This is a genomic window from Bradyrhizobium sp. 33ap4 (assembly GCF_032654765.1).
Classification (GTDB): domain Bacteria; phylum Pseudomonadota; class Alphaproteobacteria; order Rhizobiales; family Xanthobacteraceae; genus Bradyrhizobium; species Bradyrhizobium australafricanum.
Genome location: NZ_JAUMTJ010000002.1, coordinates 25,716 through 44,665, shown reverse-complemented (window position 1 = coordinate 44,665; position 18,950 = coordinate 25,716). Strand labels below are relative to the sequence as shown.

Sequence of the window (18,950 nt, the reverse complement as noted above, 5' to 3'; positions counted from 1 at the left end):
TTTGATCAGTGGGCCGGTTGGGGAACCGGCGACGGCGGTTTCGTATGCATCTCGGCATTCGACAAAAGATTGACGCTCGCTATGCCATCAGCTGGATGTTTCGGCCGACGGACATTCAGAAGATCATGCACGATCAGTTTGCTGGCGCGCCCCTCACCGAACGGATTGGCACCGAGAGACATGGCTTCGTGCTCCGCTGGCACATCGAGCAGGCGCTCGACGCCTGCAACAATGCGAACCGGATCGGTGGTGACCAGGCGAGCGACGCCGGCGTCAACGGCCTCCATGCGCTCGCTGGTATCTCGCATGACAAGCACGGGCTTCCGAAGCGCCGGCGCCTCCTCCTGAATTCCACCGGAATCCGTGAGGATGAGATACGAACGCGTCATGAGGTAGACGAACTCGGGATAGTTAAGGGGTTCGATCAGGAAGATATTCGACGCATCGCGCAGATGGTCGAACACCGGCCCGCGCACGTTCGGATTCAAATGGACGGGATAGACGATCTGAATATCGTCCCGCCGACTGATCGTCTTCAATGCCTCGCAGATTTGCCGGAACCCGGATCCAAAGCTCTCGCGCCGATGTCCAGTCACGAGGATGAGCCGCTTCGAGGTATCGAGCCATGAGTATTTCGCTTCAAGCGACCGACGAAGCTCGCCCGGTTGAGAGATATTTGAAGCCATACGAAGCAGTCCGTCGATCACGGTATTGCCGGTGACAATGACGGCGTCTGGCGGATACCCCTCCTTCAGCAGGGCAGAACGCGCCCGCGACGTCGGTGCATAATGCCTCGTCGTAACGACGGCAGTGACCCGCCGATTGGCCTCCTCCGGCCACGGACTCATGAGATTGCCGGTTCGCAATCCCGCTTCGACATGCCCGACACTGACCGACCGGAAGAACGCGGCAAGTGCAGCCGCCGTACTGGTTGCGGTGTCGCCCTGTACAAGAACGTAGTCCGGATTGTAGTCGGCGATGATCGGATCGATTCCGGTCATGACCGCGCTGAACACTTCGCTCAACGACTGGTTCGGTCGCATGATGTTCAGGTCGTAGTCAGCCTTCAACGAGAAGGCCGACATCACATCATCGAGCATCTGACGATGCTGGCCCGTCACGCAGACGCGCGTATCAATTCCTTCTGCTTCGCCCAGCGCAAGCACAAGCGGTGCCATTTTGATCGCCTCTGGACGAGTACCAAATACGCTAAGAATACGCATGAACCCCGACGCCGCCTGTGTTCAATGATTTGCCGTGTTGAATATTTTTGTCGTTTCGAAATGATGCGGCACGCTACCGGATTTTCCCGACGCGTTCATCGCCAACGTTGGCTCGGCACATGTTAAATGAAATTTATAGCTAATTCTCGGAGTTGCCGCAGAGCGCGTTGCGCATCATCGAAGCCGGCTGTTGTCAGGCGGTTCCAGATTTAACCTTTTCGGGTTAACGCGCACTCAGTCATTGTCCGCTGACGTTCTTCGCTACTGCCAGCGAGTTCCAGATTTAACTTCTCCAGGTTAACGCGGATTCGCTGTACCGTTCGCAAATCTTCGCCGATGCATCCTCGTGCTTGCATTCGGAACGGCACGGCGGGAATGCCAATGCGCGTGCAATGAACCCCACAGGCTCGCATTATCCAATTTCGGTAAAACTTGTACAAAACAAGATTAAATAGCGTATCTGGACTAGCGTTGATAGGCGCCATTGCGCGCATCGTGACGACGATCAACGCGCAACTCGCTCCTGGTCGAGAGATTCCGGAAGTCGTGTGGCCGGCACTTTCCGGCATTTGATAGGTCGGAGGCAGCGCCTCGTGGAAGGCAAGGTTTTACTCCTCTCGCAGCGTCGGATTTCCGATCTTGTTGCATTTTGCCTCAGCTATGAGTTCGAGGACAATTTGGCGGCGATGACGCGCGCCGATCGGTTCGATGTTCAAAATCGCGCTGCGCTGGAGTTCTCGCGACGGGTCTACAAGTGGACGCGCCTTGCATCAGGATCGACCAAACTGGCAGGTGTGCTGGCACCCTCCCCGCCGCAACTGCGGCTGCAACGTGATTACGAACTGTTCTTCCCGATCTTCAGCAATGCGTATCAACTTCACTCACTCGCCGCGATTCCCGACTGGCGCAAACGGTGTCGCAAGGCCGCATGCTTCATCACTGAAGTCTGGGCAGACGACATCCCGGAGTATCTGGTCGAGCTCCTATCCGGATTTGATCATATATTCGTCGGCCTGCATCACTGCGCACCGCAGATTGCGCGAATAGCAGGTCGACCGTGCAGCTATCTGCCGCTGGCGGTCGACGTGGAGCGGTTCGCGCCGAGGCCCGAGCAGCAGCGATCGATCGCCGTGTGCAACATCGGGCGTCGTTCGGCGACGACCCACGCCGCGTTGCTGGCCGGCGCCGAGAGAGAGCGCTTCTTCTACTACTACGACACTGTGGCGGCGAGCGGTTCGAACCGAAAAGAAAGGACGTTCCGGGTCGACAATCCGGAAGAACACCGCATCATGATTGCGAATATCCTGCAGCGCAGCCGCTATTTCATTGCCAATCGCAGTCACGTCAACAACCCGGAATTCACGGCCGGCCGTGATGAGATTTCCGCTCGCTACTATGAAGGCGCTGCAGCCGGGGCGGTGATGGTTGGAGAAGCGCCGCGCACCGAAGAGTTTGCACGGCAGTTCGACTGGCCCGACGCCGTCATTCATGTACCCTTCGATTCGCCCGACATTTGCCAGATCCTCGAAGCGTTGGACGCAGACCCGGCGCGACTGCGAGCGGTTCAGAACGCAAACGTCCGGGAAGCCGCGCTGAGGCACGATTGGCTCTACCGCATACAGACGGTATTCGACATCCTCGGTATTGCTCATACCGATCAGATGCGCGCACGAGCCAACCGTCTGCGCCAGATCGCCGGATCCTTTGAGCTGCCAGCGGCCGCCTGAAATCGTCGCCCTCGCGTGGTGCGGAGCAATGCGGCGTTTCCGCCGGTTTATGGTTAACGGCCTGTTAAGCGGCGGCTGCTACATCCCGGCAGGTCGGCGATCCTTTTCATATGATCGCCAGGGTGTCGCGAACGTCCGCAATGGCGGACAAACGTCAAGCTGCGTATCCAGGCATGAAACGCTCCAGTCAGCTCCCCTCGGCTCAGGCGGCCATCCTCAATGCGCCGCCCTTGCCACGTCAGGCAGACAGGCTTGCTGCACCTCTGCGACGGCGTGGCGCCTGGACGCAATTCGTCGAAGCCCGCCTGCGCGAGCCCGTAAATCCGGAACGAAATCCCGCCGAGCCGCCGCCAGACAGTCCGACCGACAAGCAACCGACGATCCTCGGCGACAATCCGAGCTTGCCAGGCGGTGGGCCGACGAATGAAGCCCACCCGGTCCCCGACTTGGAACACCTGCAGCCGATCGTGCTCCCGCAGGATGAGGTCAGTCTGCGCCTGAATGAGGCCGCGGAGAACATCGGCCGCTGGACAAATGTGGCTCCGCCTGATGCCGGACCAGACGACGGGTCCGTCTCCTCTGCGGCCGATCCAGACGATGCTTCAGCGAAGGAATCCGACAACGACACGCAGCCAGCGCCACCGGACTCGCATGCCGGCTCAGCCGTTGCCTCGTACACGCCCGAAGCAGATGAAGGAGAGGGATTCAGTCCGGCCGCGGACCCAGGTCCGAACTCGGTGCCGCCGGCGTCAATCCGTCCAGCAGTGCAACCGCCCGTGCACACCAGCACCGCCGAGGCGAGCGTCGCGGTGCAGAAACAGCAGATCATACTGATCGACAAGCTGATCGCGGAAGAACTTCAGAGCTCGCCGCGAGACCGACGTTCCATCACCAGCGAATGGAAAGTGCGCAACTTTGTGTGGTTCCTTGCTCCGACAGCGGTTCTGCTGGCGATTGGCACTGGAATGCTCATGCGGGGCAATGTTGCATCCGTGTTCAATACAACACCCCAGGTTGTCAGCCATTCGAACGCGACGCCCGTTCAGTCGCCACCGCAAAGCAGACGCAAGCTGAAACCGGCAATTGCCACGTTCGTACATCGTGCTCCGATCGAAGCAGCCGCGCCCGCTCCACCCGCACGTTCACTGCCGACGACATATGGGATTTTTGCGTCAAGCATCGGGCGGATGATCCGGCTCGAGCCGATGAACATCCGCCTTCCCGACAGCCGGATCGCCGTGTCGGTATTGACCACGAAGCCCGGCACGGTTGTGGTGCCGCACGGCCCGCTTTCGTTTGTCGCGTATCAGCGCGAGCTTATGACAAGCGCGCCCGACAACGCACAATTGCGCATTCTCGCCCAGGTGGCACGAACACCGTCGTCACCGGCAGTCGCTATGGCCAACGATGCCTGGGCTATCCGGTCCGTTTCCGTCGACCTGACCGTAGCGCCGGTCCCTGAAAGCCGCGAGATGGTCGAGCTGCAGCCAGTGAACCCAGATCTCGTCCTCTCACCCGGCCGTTACGTGCTGGTCTTCAAAAACCAGGCCTACGACTTTGTCGTAGCCGGCAAGGTTACCGATAAGGCTCATTGCCTCGAGAGGGCGGAAACGCCGGACGGCGACAGGTTCACCGAGTGCCGCAGGCTCCCGTAATGTAGGGCGGCCCGGTCCTAGGGCGGCGTCGACGCGACCGCGGCCGGCGGCAACTTTGTCGCTTTCGCAGTGGCAACACCGACGCTGAGCTGGCCGGTCTTGCGCCAAAGCAGCAACCCTGCTCCGCCGCCGATCGTACAGATCGCAAGCAGCACGATTTCACCGCGCCCCAATCCACCAGAGATCAGTGCGTCGGGCAGCATGCCCAGACCCATCCAGAAGAGCTTTTGCCACTGGTAGGAGTCGTACCTCTTGCCAAGATTGCGACGCTTGAACCACAGATCTTTCGCTTCGCGCGAAAACGGAAGGACACGTCGGCACACGGCCGGCACAAGGCGAAGCGTGAGCAGCAAGGCAAGAAACATCGTCAACGCGACCACGATACGATCGTCGCCGCCGGACAGCAGTCGGAACACCGGCAGAATGCAAAGGCCGAGGCCGATCCTCAGGAATGCCCCGGCGGGCCAGGTGTCCAAGTTAATCAGGAAGCGCTCAACGGAGGTCATGGGCGTAATCCAGGATCAGGAGTTGACTTGCAGTCGTACAATGCCGAAGTCGCGTAGCAACGACCACGCGAGTTGCAGTGGCCGCGTGATCCTGAAGACCCCGATCACGACGGTCAGGTAGGCCGTCACACAGATCACGCTCGCGACGGGAATTCGCAGCAACCGCGGCAATTCCTGCAGGAATGCGTCCTGTATCGAGGAGGCGACCGCGACGGCGACCAGCGCAGCAATGGTCTGCGGCGCTGTCGCGCGCAGGACGTCCCCGATTGTGATCCCGACAGGCCTGCCGGCGTAGACCAGCGCTGGAACGAACAGCACGAACATGGTGACCGTGTAGGCGATCGTCACTCCGATCACGCCGAACGGCAGTCCAGCTGCAAGCGCAACCAATTGGCAGATTGCACTGAAGATGCCCCATCGCATCCACCGATCTGGACGCCCGACAGCGACATGGACCCAACCGAGAGTTCGCTCGATGCAGTCTGCAATGCCGCGAATGGCGAGGATACAGAGCAGGGGGCCCGCGGGAGACCATTTTTCTCCGAGAAGCACGATCACGATGTCATGAGCGCTCACGGCCAGGGCCGCGAAGGCAGGTCCCGAAAAGTAGCAAAGCAATGAAAGCGCGCCTTCCCAGGAACGCTTCAATTCGGCCGCACTGTGCTGGAGCTTGCTCAGTCCCGAAACCGCGATGTTATGCAGCGGCTCACTGAGAATCGACAGCAGGTTGTTGTAGATCGTGAAGGCGTTCTGAAAATAGCCAAGCGGCCCTGCCCCGAGGAAATACCCCATCGCGATTCTGTCCGCTGAACGAGCGAAGCAATCTGTCACGGTGAAGCCGGTGACTCCCAGCCCGAACCGCAGCAGTTCCTTGACCATTGGCGTAAGTCCGGGCCTGCCTGGGATCCATCGACAGGCGGTCCAGGCTCCCACGACGGTCAAGGCCGATGTTATGATCGGCTTGGCGATCAGCGCCCAGTAGCTCCAGCCCGAAAGCGCCAGTCCGACGCTTGCAGCGCTTCCGATGATGTTCGCCGATATGTCGATCATCGCGATGCGGCGAAACTGCATTGCCCGACGCATCAGCGCATAGTGTTGCGTCGACAAGGCCATCATCAGGAAGGTCACCGACAATGCCAATGCCATGCCCGCGAGCGATGGCTCGCCGAAGGCACGCGCTATCCACCGACCGGACGCAGCCAGCACGACAGCCAGCACGACGCCGATCAGAACGTTCAGCCAGAACAACGTGCTGACCTCGGCTCGTGAGATGCTGCGCCGCTGGGCGGAGGCCTCGCTCATCCCGAGATCGACGAAAAGGGGCGCGAAGCCGATCAGGGCCAGCATCATGGCCACCAACCCGAAATCGTGCGGTCCGAGCAGTCGCGCCAGCACGATCGTCGAGGCCAATTGAACGAAGATATTCAGTCCACGCGCAGCAATGAACGCTACGCCGCTGTGCAGCGACCTGCGGCCAAGGCCAGAATATGGCTTGTTGTCCGCAAAATACTGATCGGTACGTTCGTTCCGATGCACGCGCCGTTCCCGTTCAATTCGCTGGATTCTGGCCTTGAGGTACCCGCTCAAGCCAGATTTCTCGCCAATAGGGATAGATGGCGCGCGGGCAGAAGCGGCGGCAGATCGCATAGCGCGCCTCACACACGACATCCTTCAGGATGATCGCGTCCGTCTTGAAACGGACCATCTTGCATGAGCCTTCGTCGATGATTTGCTTTTGACGCCTCTCGACCTCGTACTCGCGCTCGGTGAACGGCACCATCTCCGGATCGAAATACAGGCCGCGATTGCGGTAATTGCAGTCCAGTGTCTCGAGGATGTCCTTGTACGGCTTGACGCGCACGACGTCGCCCACCTGCAGATCAAGCCGGGACTGCGGGACCTTGCTACCCTCCGGCACACCGACGGGCCTGATCGGATAAGGCACGCCACCTCTCATGCGCTGGAATGTGTCGTAGATCCAGCGCATCGCGGTGCCAATGCCGAGCCCTGCTTCGGTGACCGTGCGCCAGACCGAGAACGTCAATCCGGCGACGAGGTCCTGCAACCGAACGTTACCCGAAGTGTAGTCCTCGACATACTGACGCGGATCCCACCACTTCAGGGGTTGCGTGGCGAATTTGACCTGTGTGTTCTGGCAAACGTAGGTCGGCTCGGTTTCGCCGACCTTCGGCGGATGCTTGATCGTGCTCCACAGCGTATCCTCGCTGCAGCCGCCTGACCTGAACGGCTTGTCAGCGCCATCTGGCGACGGCGTTTTCTCGCCCGCCGGCTTCAACCAGGCGTCCTTCCAGAATATCAGACAGGCCGCCTCACAGCCGTCATGAGCCGCGCCGTTGCAGCGAATGTTCTCGAGATGGACCGTGTTCAGCATCTTGCGCCCGCCGATACCGAGCGCGGGATCGCAGGTCTTGTGAGCTCGCTTGCCGACGCGAAGCCTCTTGCCGCAATGCTTCAGCATCTCGGGCATGAAGGGCATTTCCTCCAGGCGGCCGTTGGCATCCAGCGTCGCGAGGATCTCCTCCTTGCTTCTGACCTCCACCAGGTCACCAGCGCGAAAGATGCTTGAAAATAGCGTGCTCATATCGTGCGCCTTGAGATACACCCTGCAATCAGAAATTCACCGGCTGCGTGACATCCGCGCAACCATCGTCAGATCAGTGTCAACTTTCGTCCAAAAAATGCCTCGGCGAAGCGTTCCGTAGCCCTGCACTCCATGCCCCGAATCCGTGCGAGGCCGCGAAAGGTGTCCGCATCGAACCACTGCTTGGATCGCTGCGTCCCGAAATGCTTGAGCAGGAGTTCAATCTTACGATCGAGCGCCGCCGCCGACACCGGCATGTAAACGTTGGGTTGACCGAAGTCGCCATCCCACTTCGGGATCTCATATTCCAGAATCTGATGATCACGAAACGTGTTCCAGGTCAGGCGGCAGACCTGACGATGGTCCTGATGAGCATCATCCCTGCGATGCGTCAGAATGACGTCGGGCTCGACCCGCCGCTTCAGCGATTCAAACCATTCCTTGATGGCTTCTCCCCTTTCCGGGAAAAATCCGTCGGGAAATGACAGCACCTCGATATTCGCGGATGCCGCCTCGCACAAGAAGTCAGCTGCCGACGCTCTCGCCTCAGCCTCCCGTATGGTGCCACCGCTTAGAACGCACCAATGCACGTCCAGCTTGATACCCCGCTCGATCAGATCCAGCAGCGTCGCTCCCGCGCCGATTTCGATATCATCCGAATGGGCGCCAAGGCACAGGATCGACAGACGGTCTCCGGGCTTGGCAAGCTGCAATGCTCTCATTCCGGTTATGCCGCGCTGGCTACCGACGAGTGATTCAGCCGCCACGGCGTGTCGCCGCGCTCCACCATGTCCTCCAACACTTGTCTATCGCGCAGGGTATCCATGGCGCGCCAAAAACCCTCATAGCGATAGGCCATGAGATGACCGCCCTCGATCAAACGGTTGAACGGTTCCTGGACGAGTTCTTCTCCCTCCTTGATGTAGTCGAAGATTTCGTTGCGGAAGATGAAGTAGCCGCCGTTGATCCAGATCTCGGACTCCTGGCTGGAGCGAATCCGCTGCACCGACCCCTCGGCGTCAAACTCGGCAAGGTGGAAGCTGATCGGTGGATGGATCGCCACGAAGCAGCCGATCTTTCCGCTTTCCTTGAACTTCTGGATCATGTCCGGCAGCGGCGCATCGGTCAGCCCGTCGCTGTAGTTCGCAAGGAAAATCTCCTCGTCCTGGACGAGATGGCGGACGGCCAGCAAGCGCTGCCCGATGTTGCGCCATGTCCCCGTATCCACCAGCGAAACCCGCCAGTCCGGCTGATGTTCGCCGATCAACTCGACCTTTTTGCCATACTCCGAAATCACGCAGTCGCTGTTCGCAGTCGCGCGATAATTGAGGAAGTAATCCTTGATGACGTTCGCCTTGTAGCCAAGGCACAATATGAAATCATTGTGATTGTACTGGCTGTAGTACTGCATCACATGCCAGAGGATCGGCTGATGGCCGATCGGGACCATCGGCTTCGGTATGCTCTCCGAATACTCGCGGATCCGCGTACCGAGACCGCCGCAAAAAAGGACAACCTTCATGGCGCAACCTCACGCGGATCAATGATTCCGACGTTAGGAATCGGAACGATGAACTTGCAGCCCCAGTCCGCGACATGCCGCATTTGCGCGACGATTTCCCTCTTCAAATTCCAGGGCAGGATGAACAGGTAGTCGGGACGAGCCTCGTCGATGGCTTCGACTGGGAGGATCGGAATGTGCATTCCCGGTGTATAGCGGCCGTGCTTGTAAGGGTTGCGGTCCACGGTGAAGTCGAGGAAGTCCGTACCGATGCCGCAGTAGTTCAGCAGCGTGTTGCCCTTGCCGGGAGCGCCATAGCCGCAGATCCGCGCGCCCTTGTTCTTGCTCGCGATCAAGAACGACAGCAGTTCGCGCTTGGTGCGATGAACCCGCGATGTAAACTGCTCGTACTGACCTATGTCTTCCAGGCCGATCCGACGCTCATGGGCCAGCAGTGCGGTCACCGCGGCGGAGACGGCGTGAGTCGCATCGGCGCGGCAGAGATAGACGCGAAGCGAGCCGCCATGCGTTGAGATCTGCTCGACGTCGAAAACCTTCAGATCATGCCGCCGCGCCAGACGATCGATCGTGACCAGCGAGAAATAGGAGAAATGCTCGTGATAAATGGTATCGAACTGATTTTCGTCGATGAGCCGCTCAAGATGCGGGAATTCGAGCGTAATCACGCCTTTCGGCGTGAGCAGGCACGCCATTCCGGCGGTGAAATCGTTTAGATCCGGAACCTGTGCCAGCACGTTGTTGCCGATAATCAGATCGGCGCGCTTGCCATCTGACACCAGCTTCCGCGCCAGCTCCAGGCCGAAGAACTCGACCATTGTCGGGACATTCTTCTGCCTAGCAACTTCGGCCACGTTGGCCGCCGGCTCGATTCCCGTGACCGGCACCCCGAGCGGCAGGAAGTGCTGCAACAGGTAGCCGTCGTTGCTCGCGATCTCGTAGACGCGGCTCTCGGCACCAAGGCTCAGCCTGGCCTTGATCATCTCACAGTAGCGCCGCGCATGTTCCACCCACGACGTCGAGTAAGACGAGAAGTAGGCATACTCGGTGAAGATATGCTCCGGTTTAACGTATTCCTGGAGTTGCACCAGGAAGCAGGACCCGCAAACCACGGTGTGCAGCGGGTAGTACGGCTCCATGGCGTCGGTCTGGTCGGCTGTGAGAAAACTTTCGCAGAGAGGCGACATCCCCAGGTCGACAAACGTCGATTTCAACGTCGCGCCGCACAGACGGCAGTTACCGTGAGAGGATTTCGACCGAATCGATTCGAATCTCGAGTGAGCGTTCATTGGGCCGTACCATGAATATAGGATTGCCGAATATGAGATTGCCGGCGCTTAAATCGGGCTCGTTAGATTGAATTTTATCGTATGAAAGCGAACAATATGAAGCGATATCGAACAACAAGGTAAACCACGCAGTTGCTGAAAATTTTAGTAAAATTGTATAGAACTGGTCATCGACAATTGGCCTCTCGGTCGGGAGTGGATACGTCCCATGCGCTTTGAAGCAACAGGACTTGACGGAGCGTGGCTCGTCAAAGTCGAGCCTGCACACGATGAGCGCGGCTTTTTCGCGCGCACGTTTTGCGAAGACGAGTTTCGTGCAAATGGGCTCGTGACCAGATTTCCCCAGCACAGCATCTCGAGCTCCTCGCGCAAGGCAACATTGCGCGGAATGCACTTTCAGAATGAGCCGCACGGCGAAGTTAAGCTCGTGCGCTGCTTGAACGGATCGATTTGGGACGTCATCATCGATCTGCGTGCGAGCTCGCCGACCTTTCGTCAATGGCGCGGCTTCGAGCTTTCAGCGGAGAACGGTTCGCAGCTCTACGTCCCCGAGGGGTTCGCACACGGCTTTCAAACCTTGAGCGACAACGTTCAGGTCAATTACCTGATTTCGGAGTTCTACGAGCCTTCGGCTGCTAGCGGCGTCCGATACGACGACCCGATGTTCGGCATCAGCTGGCCTCTGGCCGTCAGCACGATCTCCGATAAGGACCTGAACTGGCCGCTTCGGGGTGCGTGAACGCTTACCGCACAGGCGCGAGGAGCCCGTGGCGCTCGAGCACTTTTGCTGTCGTCAGAATGACCGGGAACGGCAGGTCGGCACGCCTGGCGATATCAAGCAGAGAATGATGTCCGTCGGACAGATTTAGAATCCACAGCATCGCCATGTTGGCTGCAGCAGCGTCCTTGTCGCCGCCGATCGCACCATAGAGTCCGCGTCTACCCAGCTGCGGTTCGCCTTTCGGCGACGTGTTGTAGTAGCTACGGTTGCCTTCGAGCAGGTCGATGACTTCGGAAATGATGCGGAAGGATTCCCCGAGGTGCTCCGGCCGAATGAAGCTCAGGTCGTCGGCCGAGGTATGATACTGAGGGATGGCACCGAAACGGCTGCGCTGAAACAATCCCACCGGCAGGTTGAACCCGGGCGAGCAGTATTGCCGCTCATCATAGCCGTAGGGCGAAAACGCCAAAATCGTCGGCGTCAGTTTGGAATGCTGCAGCGTGTGTAACATTGCACGGTCGATTTCGGCATCGCCCTGCCTGCTCTTCTTGTATGTCGGACCGGCGCCGTCTCCGACCATTGATACCACGAGGCCGTGCTTGATATGAGACACACGATGCTCATTGCGGGCGAGCCAGGTGATCGCGCCAATCGTTCCCGGCGCAAAGAGAAACCGATAGCTGTATCGCGTTCGCATCTGGGAGATGCGGCTTGCGAGCTCCGCAAGCAGGGCCAGACCGGAACAATTGTCATTGGCAAGCGAGGGATGGCAAACATGCGCCGACAGAAGCACCTCGTCGTCTGACTCTCCCCGGTGAAAATACTCACCATAGGTCAAATGCCCGTCGGCGAGGGTCGAGTCGATCACGACCTCGTAGCTATCGTCCCGCAGTTGCTCGAGCTGTCGGTGGGCCATGCAGAAAGCCCAGTTTTCCTGGTAGTAAGACGTTCGGTAGGGGACCAGGTCCGGCTGATCGGGCAATGTGAAGATGTGGGACTTAAGCTCGTCGAACAACATGGTGCGGCGCACCGGCACGCTGTAGCTCATGACGTGCAGGTTCGATTCGTTGAAATCTACGACCTTCCGGCCCCGCGGGTCCTTGATGTACGCGTCCCGGATGTTCCACTCACGTGGCACGACCCAGTCGAGAACGGGTGTACCGGTCGGCACCTCGTGGACATCAAGGGAGATGTACGCACCGATCTCCCGAAGGGTCTGCCGCACACCGTTACCGGTAATGCTGCGGCAGATCGGGTAGATCTTTTGGGCAAGCGCAAAGATCTTTGCGCCTGAACTCGTGCCATCGTCTGCCGCCGACACGCCGTCCTCCTGGTGTGTCAAATCGATCGGCGCGTGTATTAGTTCGCGGCGAGAGCCGATTGCCCGACGCTCCGCCTCGACTTTACATGGCGGAGATCCGCATCGAGCACGGCGTCCGCCAGCAACTTGTTGACGTGGCTGATGCGCTGATACCGGGGACCTTCGAACTCTTCGAGCGTGATGCCCGAGACCCGGTAGGCCTTATAGAGCTGCTCCGCGCCCATCTTCGCATCCCATTGCGGCTTGAACTCCGGCAGCCTGGTTCGAATCTTTTCGAAGCTCACGCGATAGGACCGCGTGTCGGGACCGGCGCCATCGGCAAATTCGATCTGACAACCGGGGACAACATCGGCGACGATCTTCGCGAGATCGCGGATCTGGTAGTTGTGCGCCGTCTGGCCGACGTTGAAAGCTTCATTGAACACCGCCGCCTCGGGAGCCTCCATCGCCGCGATAAAGGCGCGGGAGATGTCCTCGATGTGAACGATGGGCCGCCAGGGCGTGCCGTCCGACTTCAAGAGGATCTTCCGCGTTGTCACCGCCCAGGCAACGAGATTGTTCAGCACGACATCGAATCGGAGCCGGGGAGATACGCCGTAAGCCGTTGCGGGTCGCAGGTAGACCGGGCAAAATCCGTCACCGGCGAGGCTGGCAATATCGCGCTCCGACTGCACCTTGGATTCGCCATAAGCAGTCACCGGGTTGAGGGCTCCGGTTTCGTCGATCATCCCGTCGCCCGCCTTGCCGTAGTTGCTGCAGGAGGACGCAAACACGAACCGTCGCACACCGGCTTGCTTGGCCAGCTGCGCGAGGCGCACGCTGGCTACATGATTGATCTGGTCGGTAAGGCCAGGTCTCAGATTGCCGAGCGGATCGTTAGACAGCGCGGCAAGATGCAGGACCGCATCAAAAGCCTTCAGGTCCGCAAGTTCGATGTCTCGCGTGTCCTTGCAAAGGGCCGGCACATCCACGATCGACCCGCCCTCTGCAAATGTGCAGCGAGAGTACAGATCGCTGTCGAGGCCCACGACTTCGTGCCCGGCACGCCGTAGCATCGGGGTGAGCACTGTTCCGATGTAGCCGAGATGTCCGCTCACGAGAACGCGCATCTAAACGCCTCCAAATTTATTCTGTTTCTATCTCGCCTACTTATTTCAAAATCGCCCGCTGATGCACGTGTTTGTAAAACCTTAGTTAATGGCGCGCCTGAAATTGCGGGAACGATCCGCTCAGGACGACGGAAAATGGTTGAGCCGTACCCCATGATCGTTGACGTCGCCGGTAGCGGCGCCAGGCGAGAGACGCCGCAGCAGCGCTTGGGGAACTCTGCGTAGTTGCCGGTGAAGCCGGTAACGTGTGGTGGAGCGGCTGACGTCGAAGCGATTGGCCAGTTCTCCGCCGAACGCCACAACGAATTTGTATCGCGCCTCGTTTTCGATTCCGCCATCGAAATCGAAATGAAGGCCCCGCTCGTGCGCCAGCTCGATGCCACTCCAGAGGAGCAGACTTACTGCGCCTGGATGCGCAATGCTCCTGTCCCGCGATGACAGGAAATAGTGCACGAACTTGTGGTCCCAGACGAAGAAGACCTGGGCGTGGACGTTGTTGTTCGAGTCCACCGCCGCGAGGATCTTGCATTGCTGTCGCTCGTTCGCGGCGGCATAGACAGCTTCCAATCGCGAGAGGTCGAAATACGACTTCGCGCCCTCCAGGTTGGCCTGGTAATACTTCACGAAGTATTTTGGGGACGTGACTTCGCGAATGGCGAGCCGTTCCCGCGCGCGTCGTATCACGTTCTTCGTCTTGTCGCGCAATCCCGACCAGAGCTCGTCTCGGGGGATCGTGCATTTCAGCATGAAAGTCGGATGCGCGCGCACCTCGTAGCCGCACGCGAGGAACGCGGCCACATCGCTGAACCCGGTATCGAGCGTCATCTCGACGTGATCGAAATCCGCGACCTGCTTGAGCAGGTCAGTGATGACCGCATGCGCCAACCGCATGCGCGCTTCCGTCTTGCCGGACTGCAGCGTGACCGTCGGCCCGAGAAAACGCGTGATCTGAGGCATCTCACATATGTTCATCCCGCTTTCAGTACGCGTGACGAACCGCAGAGAACCCACGACGCGCCCGCCACGCGAACAAGTGACTTCGCGCCAGCCACCGGGAGCCAGCGCATCCAGCCACCAATCCTCGTGAAAGACCGATTTGCGCATCAAATTCCTCTTCCGGAGACTAACCGGATAGCGAATCGGCAATCTGATTAAACCAAAACGTGCAGAAATGCCCAAGGTCCGCGCGGATCAGAAGGCCTTAGCTTCTATTGTAGTTAACGACGTCTGCAGCATTTAAATCGGGCGCTCGCCTAGTTAGCCTCCGAGCTCGGCGTCGGTCAGGTGACGCATTGACGCAATACCGCGCCTGTTCAAAACATATTTAATCATTGCCCGCGAGGCGTATGCTCACTGCGAACTATTGCGTGCCGATCCATCCAAATTCGGTTGCACGAACGGCGTGCCGGCGTCATAGCGCGCTTTGGCCGGAAGCACATGAAGCTTCGTTATCCCGACCGGGTCCACCCAAGGCCACTCGTATCCGCGCCCGGCATCGAAGAACGGGGGGCGGCTTGTGAGGTACATGGAAGCAGGCAAGGCCTGATCCTCGCTTCCGGAATCCCAGTGCGTTTTGTTGGTGAGGTAATCAAAATTGCCATATCGAATCGTGGACGTCGCAACCTTTGCGTCCGTCGGATATGGCTTCACGGCGTCCCAGCCGAGCATCCAGACGCCGGGCTTTGCGTCGGTAAAACGAGTTTCATACGACCAGCCGTCCATCTGACCGGGAACCCCGAGCACGTTTCCTATGAAAGACATCCAGTAGGAATACGCCATCAGACCGGCGGCGCGACGCGGCCCATTGCGGAGCTGCGACACATCATCGATCGTCCCGCCAGCCTGATTGTCGAACGCTGCCCGGACGCCGCGCAGATAGTTGCGGAAAAACGTGTGATAGATGCTGTTGCCGTGAGTGTCGTCGCTGTCGGCGTTCTGAGCATAGTTGCCCTCGAACAAGACGTGATGGGCGCCCACCATGTGGCTGGCGTTGAGCCCGGTCTCGATCCAGGCTCCATTGGTATTGATGTAGCCCATGTCCATGTAGTTGTAACCGACCACCGAACCAGCCCCGGCGGAACGCGCCACCACCAGCTTGTTGGCCCTCACGGCAATTCCATTCTCGATCAGAGCTTCCGACGATCCGGCGGAAAGGCTAATGGCATATCCGCCTCCGCCGGGTTGAGCCCAGGCCGCGTCGTGCACGTAGAACTCGCGCAGTTCGACCCGGAAGGAGCTGTGAATTGCAAAGCCTTCGCCGTGCCAGACAGAATTGTCGACATTCTTCGCCCACGAAGAAGCAGCCCAATTGAAGCGAAGATTGCCCGCGTCGCCCCCCTTGAGCGCCAGATCTTCGATGCCCGCGTGCTTCACATGCGGCTGCGCGAACCGCGACAGTTGAGCTGCGTTTGCTTTCCGATAGCTGATGTGAATTGGGGTCGTGAAGGTGATCCTGGAACCGGAGACGGTGCTGATCTCCTTGATCTCGGCGACGGGCCGATCAGGTCTCCCGAACCACGATCCAGCGCTCTGTGGCGTCGACGGAAACCCATCGGGTGCAAAGTCGTCGACAAACTGAATTGCAGGTTTGTGCTTTTGCCAGACAACCCTGAAATCTTCCGACGCCCAGATCTCCCCTCGCCCCTGCGGGTCGACACGCCAATCAGCGGCCGACGCCTCGTCGAGCAGCACGATCTGTCCAGGCACGAAGCCTGCAGCATCGTCGACCTCGACGGTTTTTTCGCCCTTTATTGCATCATTCCGAAGGTTCGCCGATCGCACGGCATTGACCGTATCGCTCGTGCTGGAGAAAAGCGACGGTCCCACCACGACCAGCGGAGACGGCTTGGCACCGACTGCGTCATTAAAAGGTTTCGCGCCATCTTGCTTTTCGAGCATCGTCCGGCCCGGACCGGAGCCGCGCAGCGTGATTGCCTTGTTGAGCAGCAGGAAATTGCCGCCATTGATCAGAAACCGTCCCGCGGACAGTTGCACGACCTGCCCTACCGGACATGCGTTGATTGCGCCCTGGATTACCGCAGCGTCATCGAGTGTGCCGCCACGAGGCGACAGCGTCGCGCAGATGGTTTTTCGAGAGGGTATACTACCCTCGGCCATCAGGCCGGGTTGCCAGGTGGTCGCGCGATCTGAGGGCAGTATCTCCATCGAGTCGAGAGCAAATGCGGACGAATGGCTTGAGCATGCAACGAAGATCATCGTTGCAGCCAAACATCGCCAAGGTCGCCGCCGCGGGGCGGCTCGCAGCGTCTCGTGATCAGGGTTGCGCCGCGTCGCGATGACCTTCCGGTTGAACATGCATCCTCTGACTTGCAGCGCCGAACCGACCGGCTTCGCGCCTGCTAGCGTGACCTCACGACGTTGACGGGAGTGGACGGCGGCCTGAACCGCGATCCGTGGGTGCGCCGCATTGCTGGACGCCTGGCTATCCGCAAGCTGGCCGCGGGACGCGCCTGTCCCCAATATCTGGCAGCTTCAACCGCGGCTATAACGAACACGACCCACAGCATTTCGAAGCCGCGCATCCACGTGCTCTCGAGACCGTTGGTAATGGCAACGTAGAGAACGATCGACAGCAGGATCCATGCCCGCGAAAGATCAAAACGCGCCAGGCGACCAATGCCGTGTATCGTCGCAAGGATGAACGCGACAAGCAGGAAAAATCCCGCATAGCCAAGTTCGAGCAACGTGTCTTTATACCCATTGTGGGCGTTGGGCATCTCCTTGACCCAGCCCGGCGCTTCCACGATGCTCGGCGCGTCGGGTCCAACCAGCCAGAACGACTGATAACCCCAGCCCAGCAGCGGCTTCTTTGCGATTTGCATATTTGCAAAATCCCAAATGATGGTACGGCCTGTGAAAGTCGAATCGCCATACAGCATGTACGACACGCGATTCATGCTGAAGCCGGTGACGAACGAAAAGACCATCCAGCAAATCGGTATCGATACGACAATCACCCACACCGGAACGCGGGTAGCCTTGGAAAGCTTGAGCAAGGTCCAGGCGAACGCCGGGACAAGCACCGCAAGTGCAAGTGCCGTCTTTGAATTGCTCAGCAGCAGCAGCGCAACAGACATCAGCGCGGTAACGATGCCGAGAATCCGTCGCCGTCCGGGATGAAGCAGTTCATGTAGCGCAAGCAGGAATGCAACGGCAGCGCATTCGCCTAGATAGTTCTTGCCCGAGAAATAGCCCGGATAGCCCCATGTGGCGAATTTCACATCGATCGGCGGCCGGCCCATGACGAACAGCAGATTCAGCACGGCAGCGATAAAGAAGCACCAGAACAAGCCGCGCAGCAGGTCGGTCGATCGAGTTGCAACGATCGCCGGGAGCGCGATCGAGGCAATGATCATGGCCTGCTGCGCAAACCTGATCCCCGAAGCCTCCGGCTTGAATGCCCAGGCAACGCTCGCCCCCGCCAGCGCAAGATAGGCAAACAGTATGATCAGGATCGGCGGAAAGCGGAGTCGCGACCGATTGCGCAGCGCAACGACGAGCGCGACTGCGGACAGGATCGGCCAAAAGATTTTGCTCTCTGGTCGAGCTTCCAAAAGACATGCCGAGTCCGACGGACTACAGGTCACGAGGATCAGGGGAAAAGCAATCGTGGCGTAGACACAAGCCAGCAGCGGGATGATTGCGTATCTATCGATTACCCGATCGGACGGGGCCGCCAAGCCTGGTCGCTGAGAACGCAATACGGCTTCGTGCATGCTCGGTGCCCGTCAACTCCAGTCGCCAAGGCAGCACGCTGATCGTTACTCGCCCGCCTTGCCCGATCGTGGGGCCACGCAGCGATACGATCAGCCTCTCAATGGCGCTGGCGCCAACACGTACTCAGACACGGCTCCGAACACCAACGATAAGTCAATCTTTCCTGAATTTTTATAGTGAACGCTTCGTTAACGCTTGTCCCCTAGCGTGGCGCACAGGGCGGGCTGTTTCGCCTGGTCGATTGATATTCCGGGAAATTGTGGATGCCGCGTAAGCACATGTTTACTCGCGCAAATTTCTTCCGAGCCTGTGTCCGGCGGTGCGGCGGTCGATGCCGGACGGCGACGACCGCAAGCGGCGCGCAAGCAAGCGCGAAGAAGAGACCGGCGTTTACCAAGACTCCGTTCGCTAATCTTCGTTAACCAGGGTCCAATGTCGTGCCGAGAAGTGCAGGCAAGAGTAGTCAACGAACGCCGCGCCTGACCACTCGCGAAGTGACGCCGGCGCATTCGGCTGGCAATTCCTCGCGTCTCGGTGGTGG

Annotated in this window: 15 protein-coding genes; 3 read left to right on the top strand and 12 right to left on the bottom strand. The window is 59.2% G+C overall.

What is annotated here, in order from left to right:
• Positions 1 to 5 precede the first annotated feature (5 nt).
• Complete coding sequence (gene wecB, locus Q2M23_RS01845) at positions 6 to 1,223, bottom strand: non-hydrolyzing UDP-N-acetylglucosamine 2-epimerase (protein WP_082653799.1); 1,218 nt, start codon at positions 1,221 to 1,223, stop codon at positions 6 to 8.
• Between the two features lie 593 nt (positions 1,224 to 1,816).
• On the opposite strand from wecB, the gene Q2M23_RS01840 reads away from it, so the two are divergent.
• Both Q2M23_RS01840 and Q2M23_RS01835 read left to right on the top strand, forming a co-directional pair.
• Positions 1,817 to 2,950 carry a glycosyltransferase gene (locus Q2M23_RS01840; protein ID WP_253606972.1) on the top strand — a complete coding sequence of 378 codons (1,134 nt, stop codon included), beginning with the start codon at positions 1,817 to 1,819 and terminating at the stop codon, positions 2,948 to 2,950.
• A 140-nt stretch (positions 2,951 to 3,090) separates the two neighbouring features.
• Entirely contained in the window at positions 3,091 to 4,605 is a 1,515-nt protein-coding gene (locus Q2M23_RS01835; RefSeq protein WP_316393917.1) for a hypothetical protein, read from the top strand.
• A gap of 17 nt (positions 4,606 to 4,622) precedes the next feature.
• On the opposite strand, the gene Q2M23_RS01830 is transcribed toward Q2M23_RS01835, so the two are convergent.
• From Q2M23_RS01830 to Q2M23_RS01805, 6 genes are all read right to left on the bottom strand, one after another.
• On the bottom strand, positions 4,623 to 5,111 hold the full coding sequence (locus Q2M23_RS01830) for a hypothetical protein (RefSeq protein ID WP_253638771.1): 489 nt from the start codon (positions 5,109 to 5,111) through the stop codon (positions 4,623 to 4,625).
• Between the two features lie 15 nt (positions 5,112 to 5,126).
• A complete protein-coding gene (locus Q2M23_RS01825) occupies positions 5,127 to 6,698 on the bottom strand; it encodes a lipopolysaccharide biosynthesis protein (RefSeq protein WP_316393915.1) in 1,572 nt (523 codons plus the stop codon).
• A complete protein-coding gene (locus Q2M23_RS01820) occupies positions 6,661 to 7,713 on the bottom strand; it encodes a hypothetical protein (RefSeq protein WP_316393914.1) in 1,053 nt (350 codons plus the stop codon). Before Q2M23_RS01820 ends, Q2M23_RS01825 begins: the two co-directional genes overlap by 38 nt.
• A 68-nt stretch (positions 7,714 to 7,781) precedes the next feature.
• Complete coding sequence (locus Q2M23_RS01815; protein WP_316393913.1) at positions 7,782 to 8,435, bottom strand: PIG-L deacetylase family protein; 654 nt, start codon at positions 8,433 to 8,435, stop codon at positions 7,782 to 7,784.
• Between the two features lie 5 nt (positions 8,436 to 8,440).
• Positions 8,441 to 9,235 carry a glucose-1-phosphate cytidylyltransferase gene (locus tag Q2M23_RS01810; RefSeq protein WP_057017398.1) on the bottom strand — a complete coding sequence of 265 codons (795 nt, stop codon included), beginning with the start codon at positions 9,233 to 9,235 and terminating at the stop codon, positions 8,441 to 8,443.
• The gene (locus Q2M23_RS01805; RefSeq protein ID WP_316393912.1) at positions 9,232 to 10,521 is read right to left on the bottom strand and encodes a class I SAM-dependent methyltransferase; all 1,290 of its coding nucleotides are present in this window, start codon (positions 10,519 to 10,521) and stop codon (positions 9,232 to 9,234) included. Before Q2M23_RS01805 ends, Q2M23_RS01810 begins: the two co-directional genes overlap by 4 nt.
• Before the next feature lie 208 nt (positions 10,522 to 10,729).
• Between Q2M23_RS01805 and rfbC the strand changes: the two genes are divergently transcribed.
• Positions 10,730 to 11,260, top strand: coding sequence for a dTDP-4-dehydrorhamnose 3,5-epimerase (gene rfbC / locus Q2M23_RS01800; RefSeq protein WP_316393911.1), 531 nt, complete (start codon positions 10,730 to 10,732; stop codon positions 11,258 to 11,260).
• A 4-nt stretch (positions 11,261 to 11,264) separates the two neighbouring features.
• Here rfbC and Q2M23_RS01795 read toward each other — a convergent pair whose 3' ends face one another.
• The 5 genes from Q2M23_RS01795 to Q2M23_RS01775 form a co-directional block, all read right to left on the bottom strand.
• Positions 11,265 to 12,584: a DUF4910 domain-containing protein gene (locus Q2M23_RS01795; RefSeq protein ID WP_316393909.1), complete on the bottom strand. Its 1,320-nt coding sequence runs from the start codon at positions 12,582 to 12,584 to the stop codon at positions 11,265 to 11,267.
• A gap of 17 nt (positions 12,585 to 12,601) precedes the next feature.
• Positions 12,602 to 13,672 (bottom strand): NAD-dependent epimerase/dehydratase family protein, encoded by a 1,071-nt coding sequence (locus Q2M23_RS01790; protein WP_057017394.1) that lies wholly within the window; start codon positions 13,670 to 13,672, stop codon positions 12,602 to 12,604.
• A gap of 120 nt (positions 13,673 to 13,792) precedes the next feature.
• Complete coding sequence (locus Q2M23_RS01785; RefSeq protein ID WP_244558774.1) at positions 13,793 to 14,776, bottom strand: GNAT family N-acetyltransferase; 984 nt, start codon at positions 14,774 to 14,776, stop codon at positions 13,793 to 13,795.
• A 246-nt stretch (positions 14,777 to 15,022) separates the two neighbouring features.
• The gene (locus Q2M23_RS01780; RefSeq protein ID WP_316393906.1) at positions 15,023 to 16,987 is read right to left on the bottom strand and encodes a hypothetical protein; all 1,965 of its coding nucleotides are present in this window, start codon (positions 16,985 to 16,987) and stop codon (positions 15,023 to 15,025) included.
• A 44-nt stretch (positions 16,988 to 17,031) separates the two neighbouring features.
• A complete protein-coding gene (locus tag Q2M23_RS01775; RefSeq protein ID WP_316393904.1) occupies positions 17,032 to 18,408 on the bottom strand; it encodes an O-antigen ligase family protein in 1,377 nt (458 codons plus the stop codon).
• Between the last annotated feature and the right edge of the window lie 542 nt (positions 18,409 to 18,950).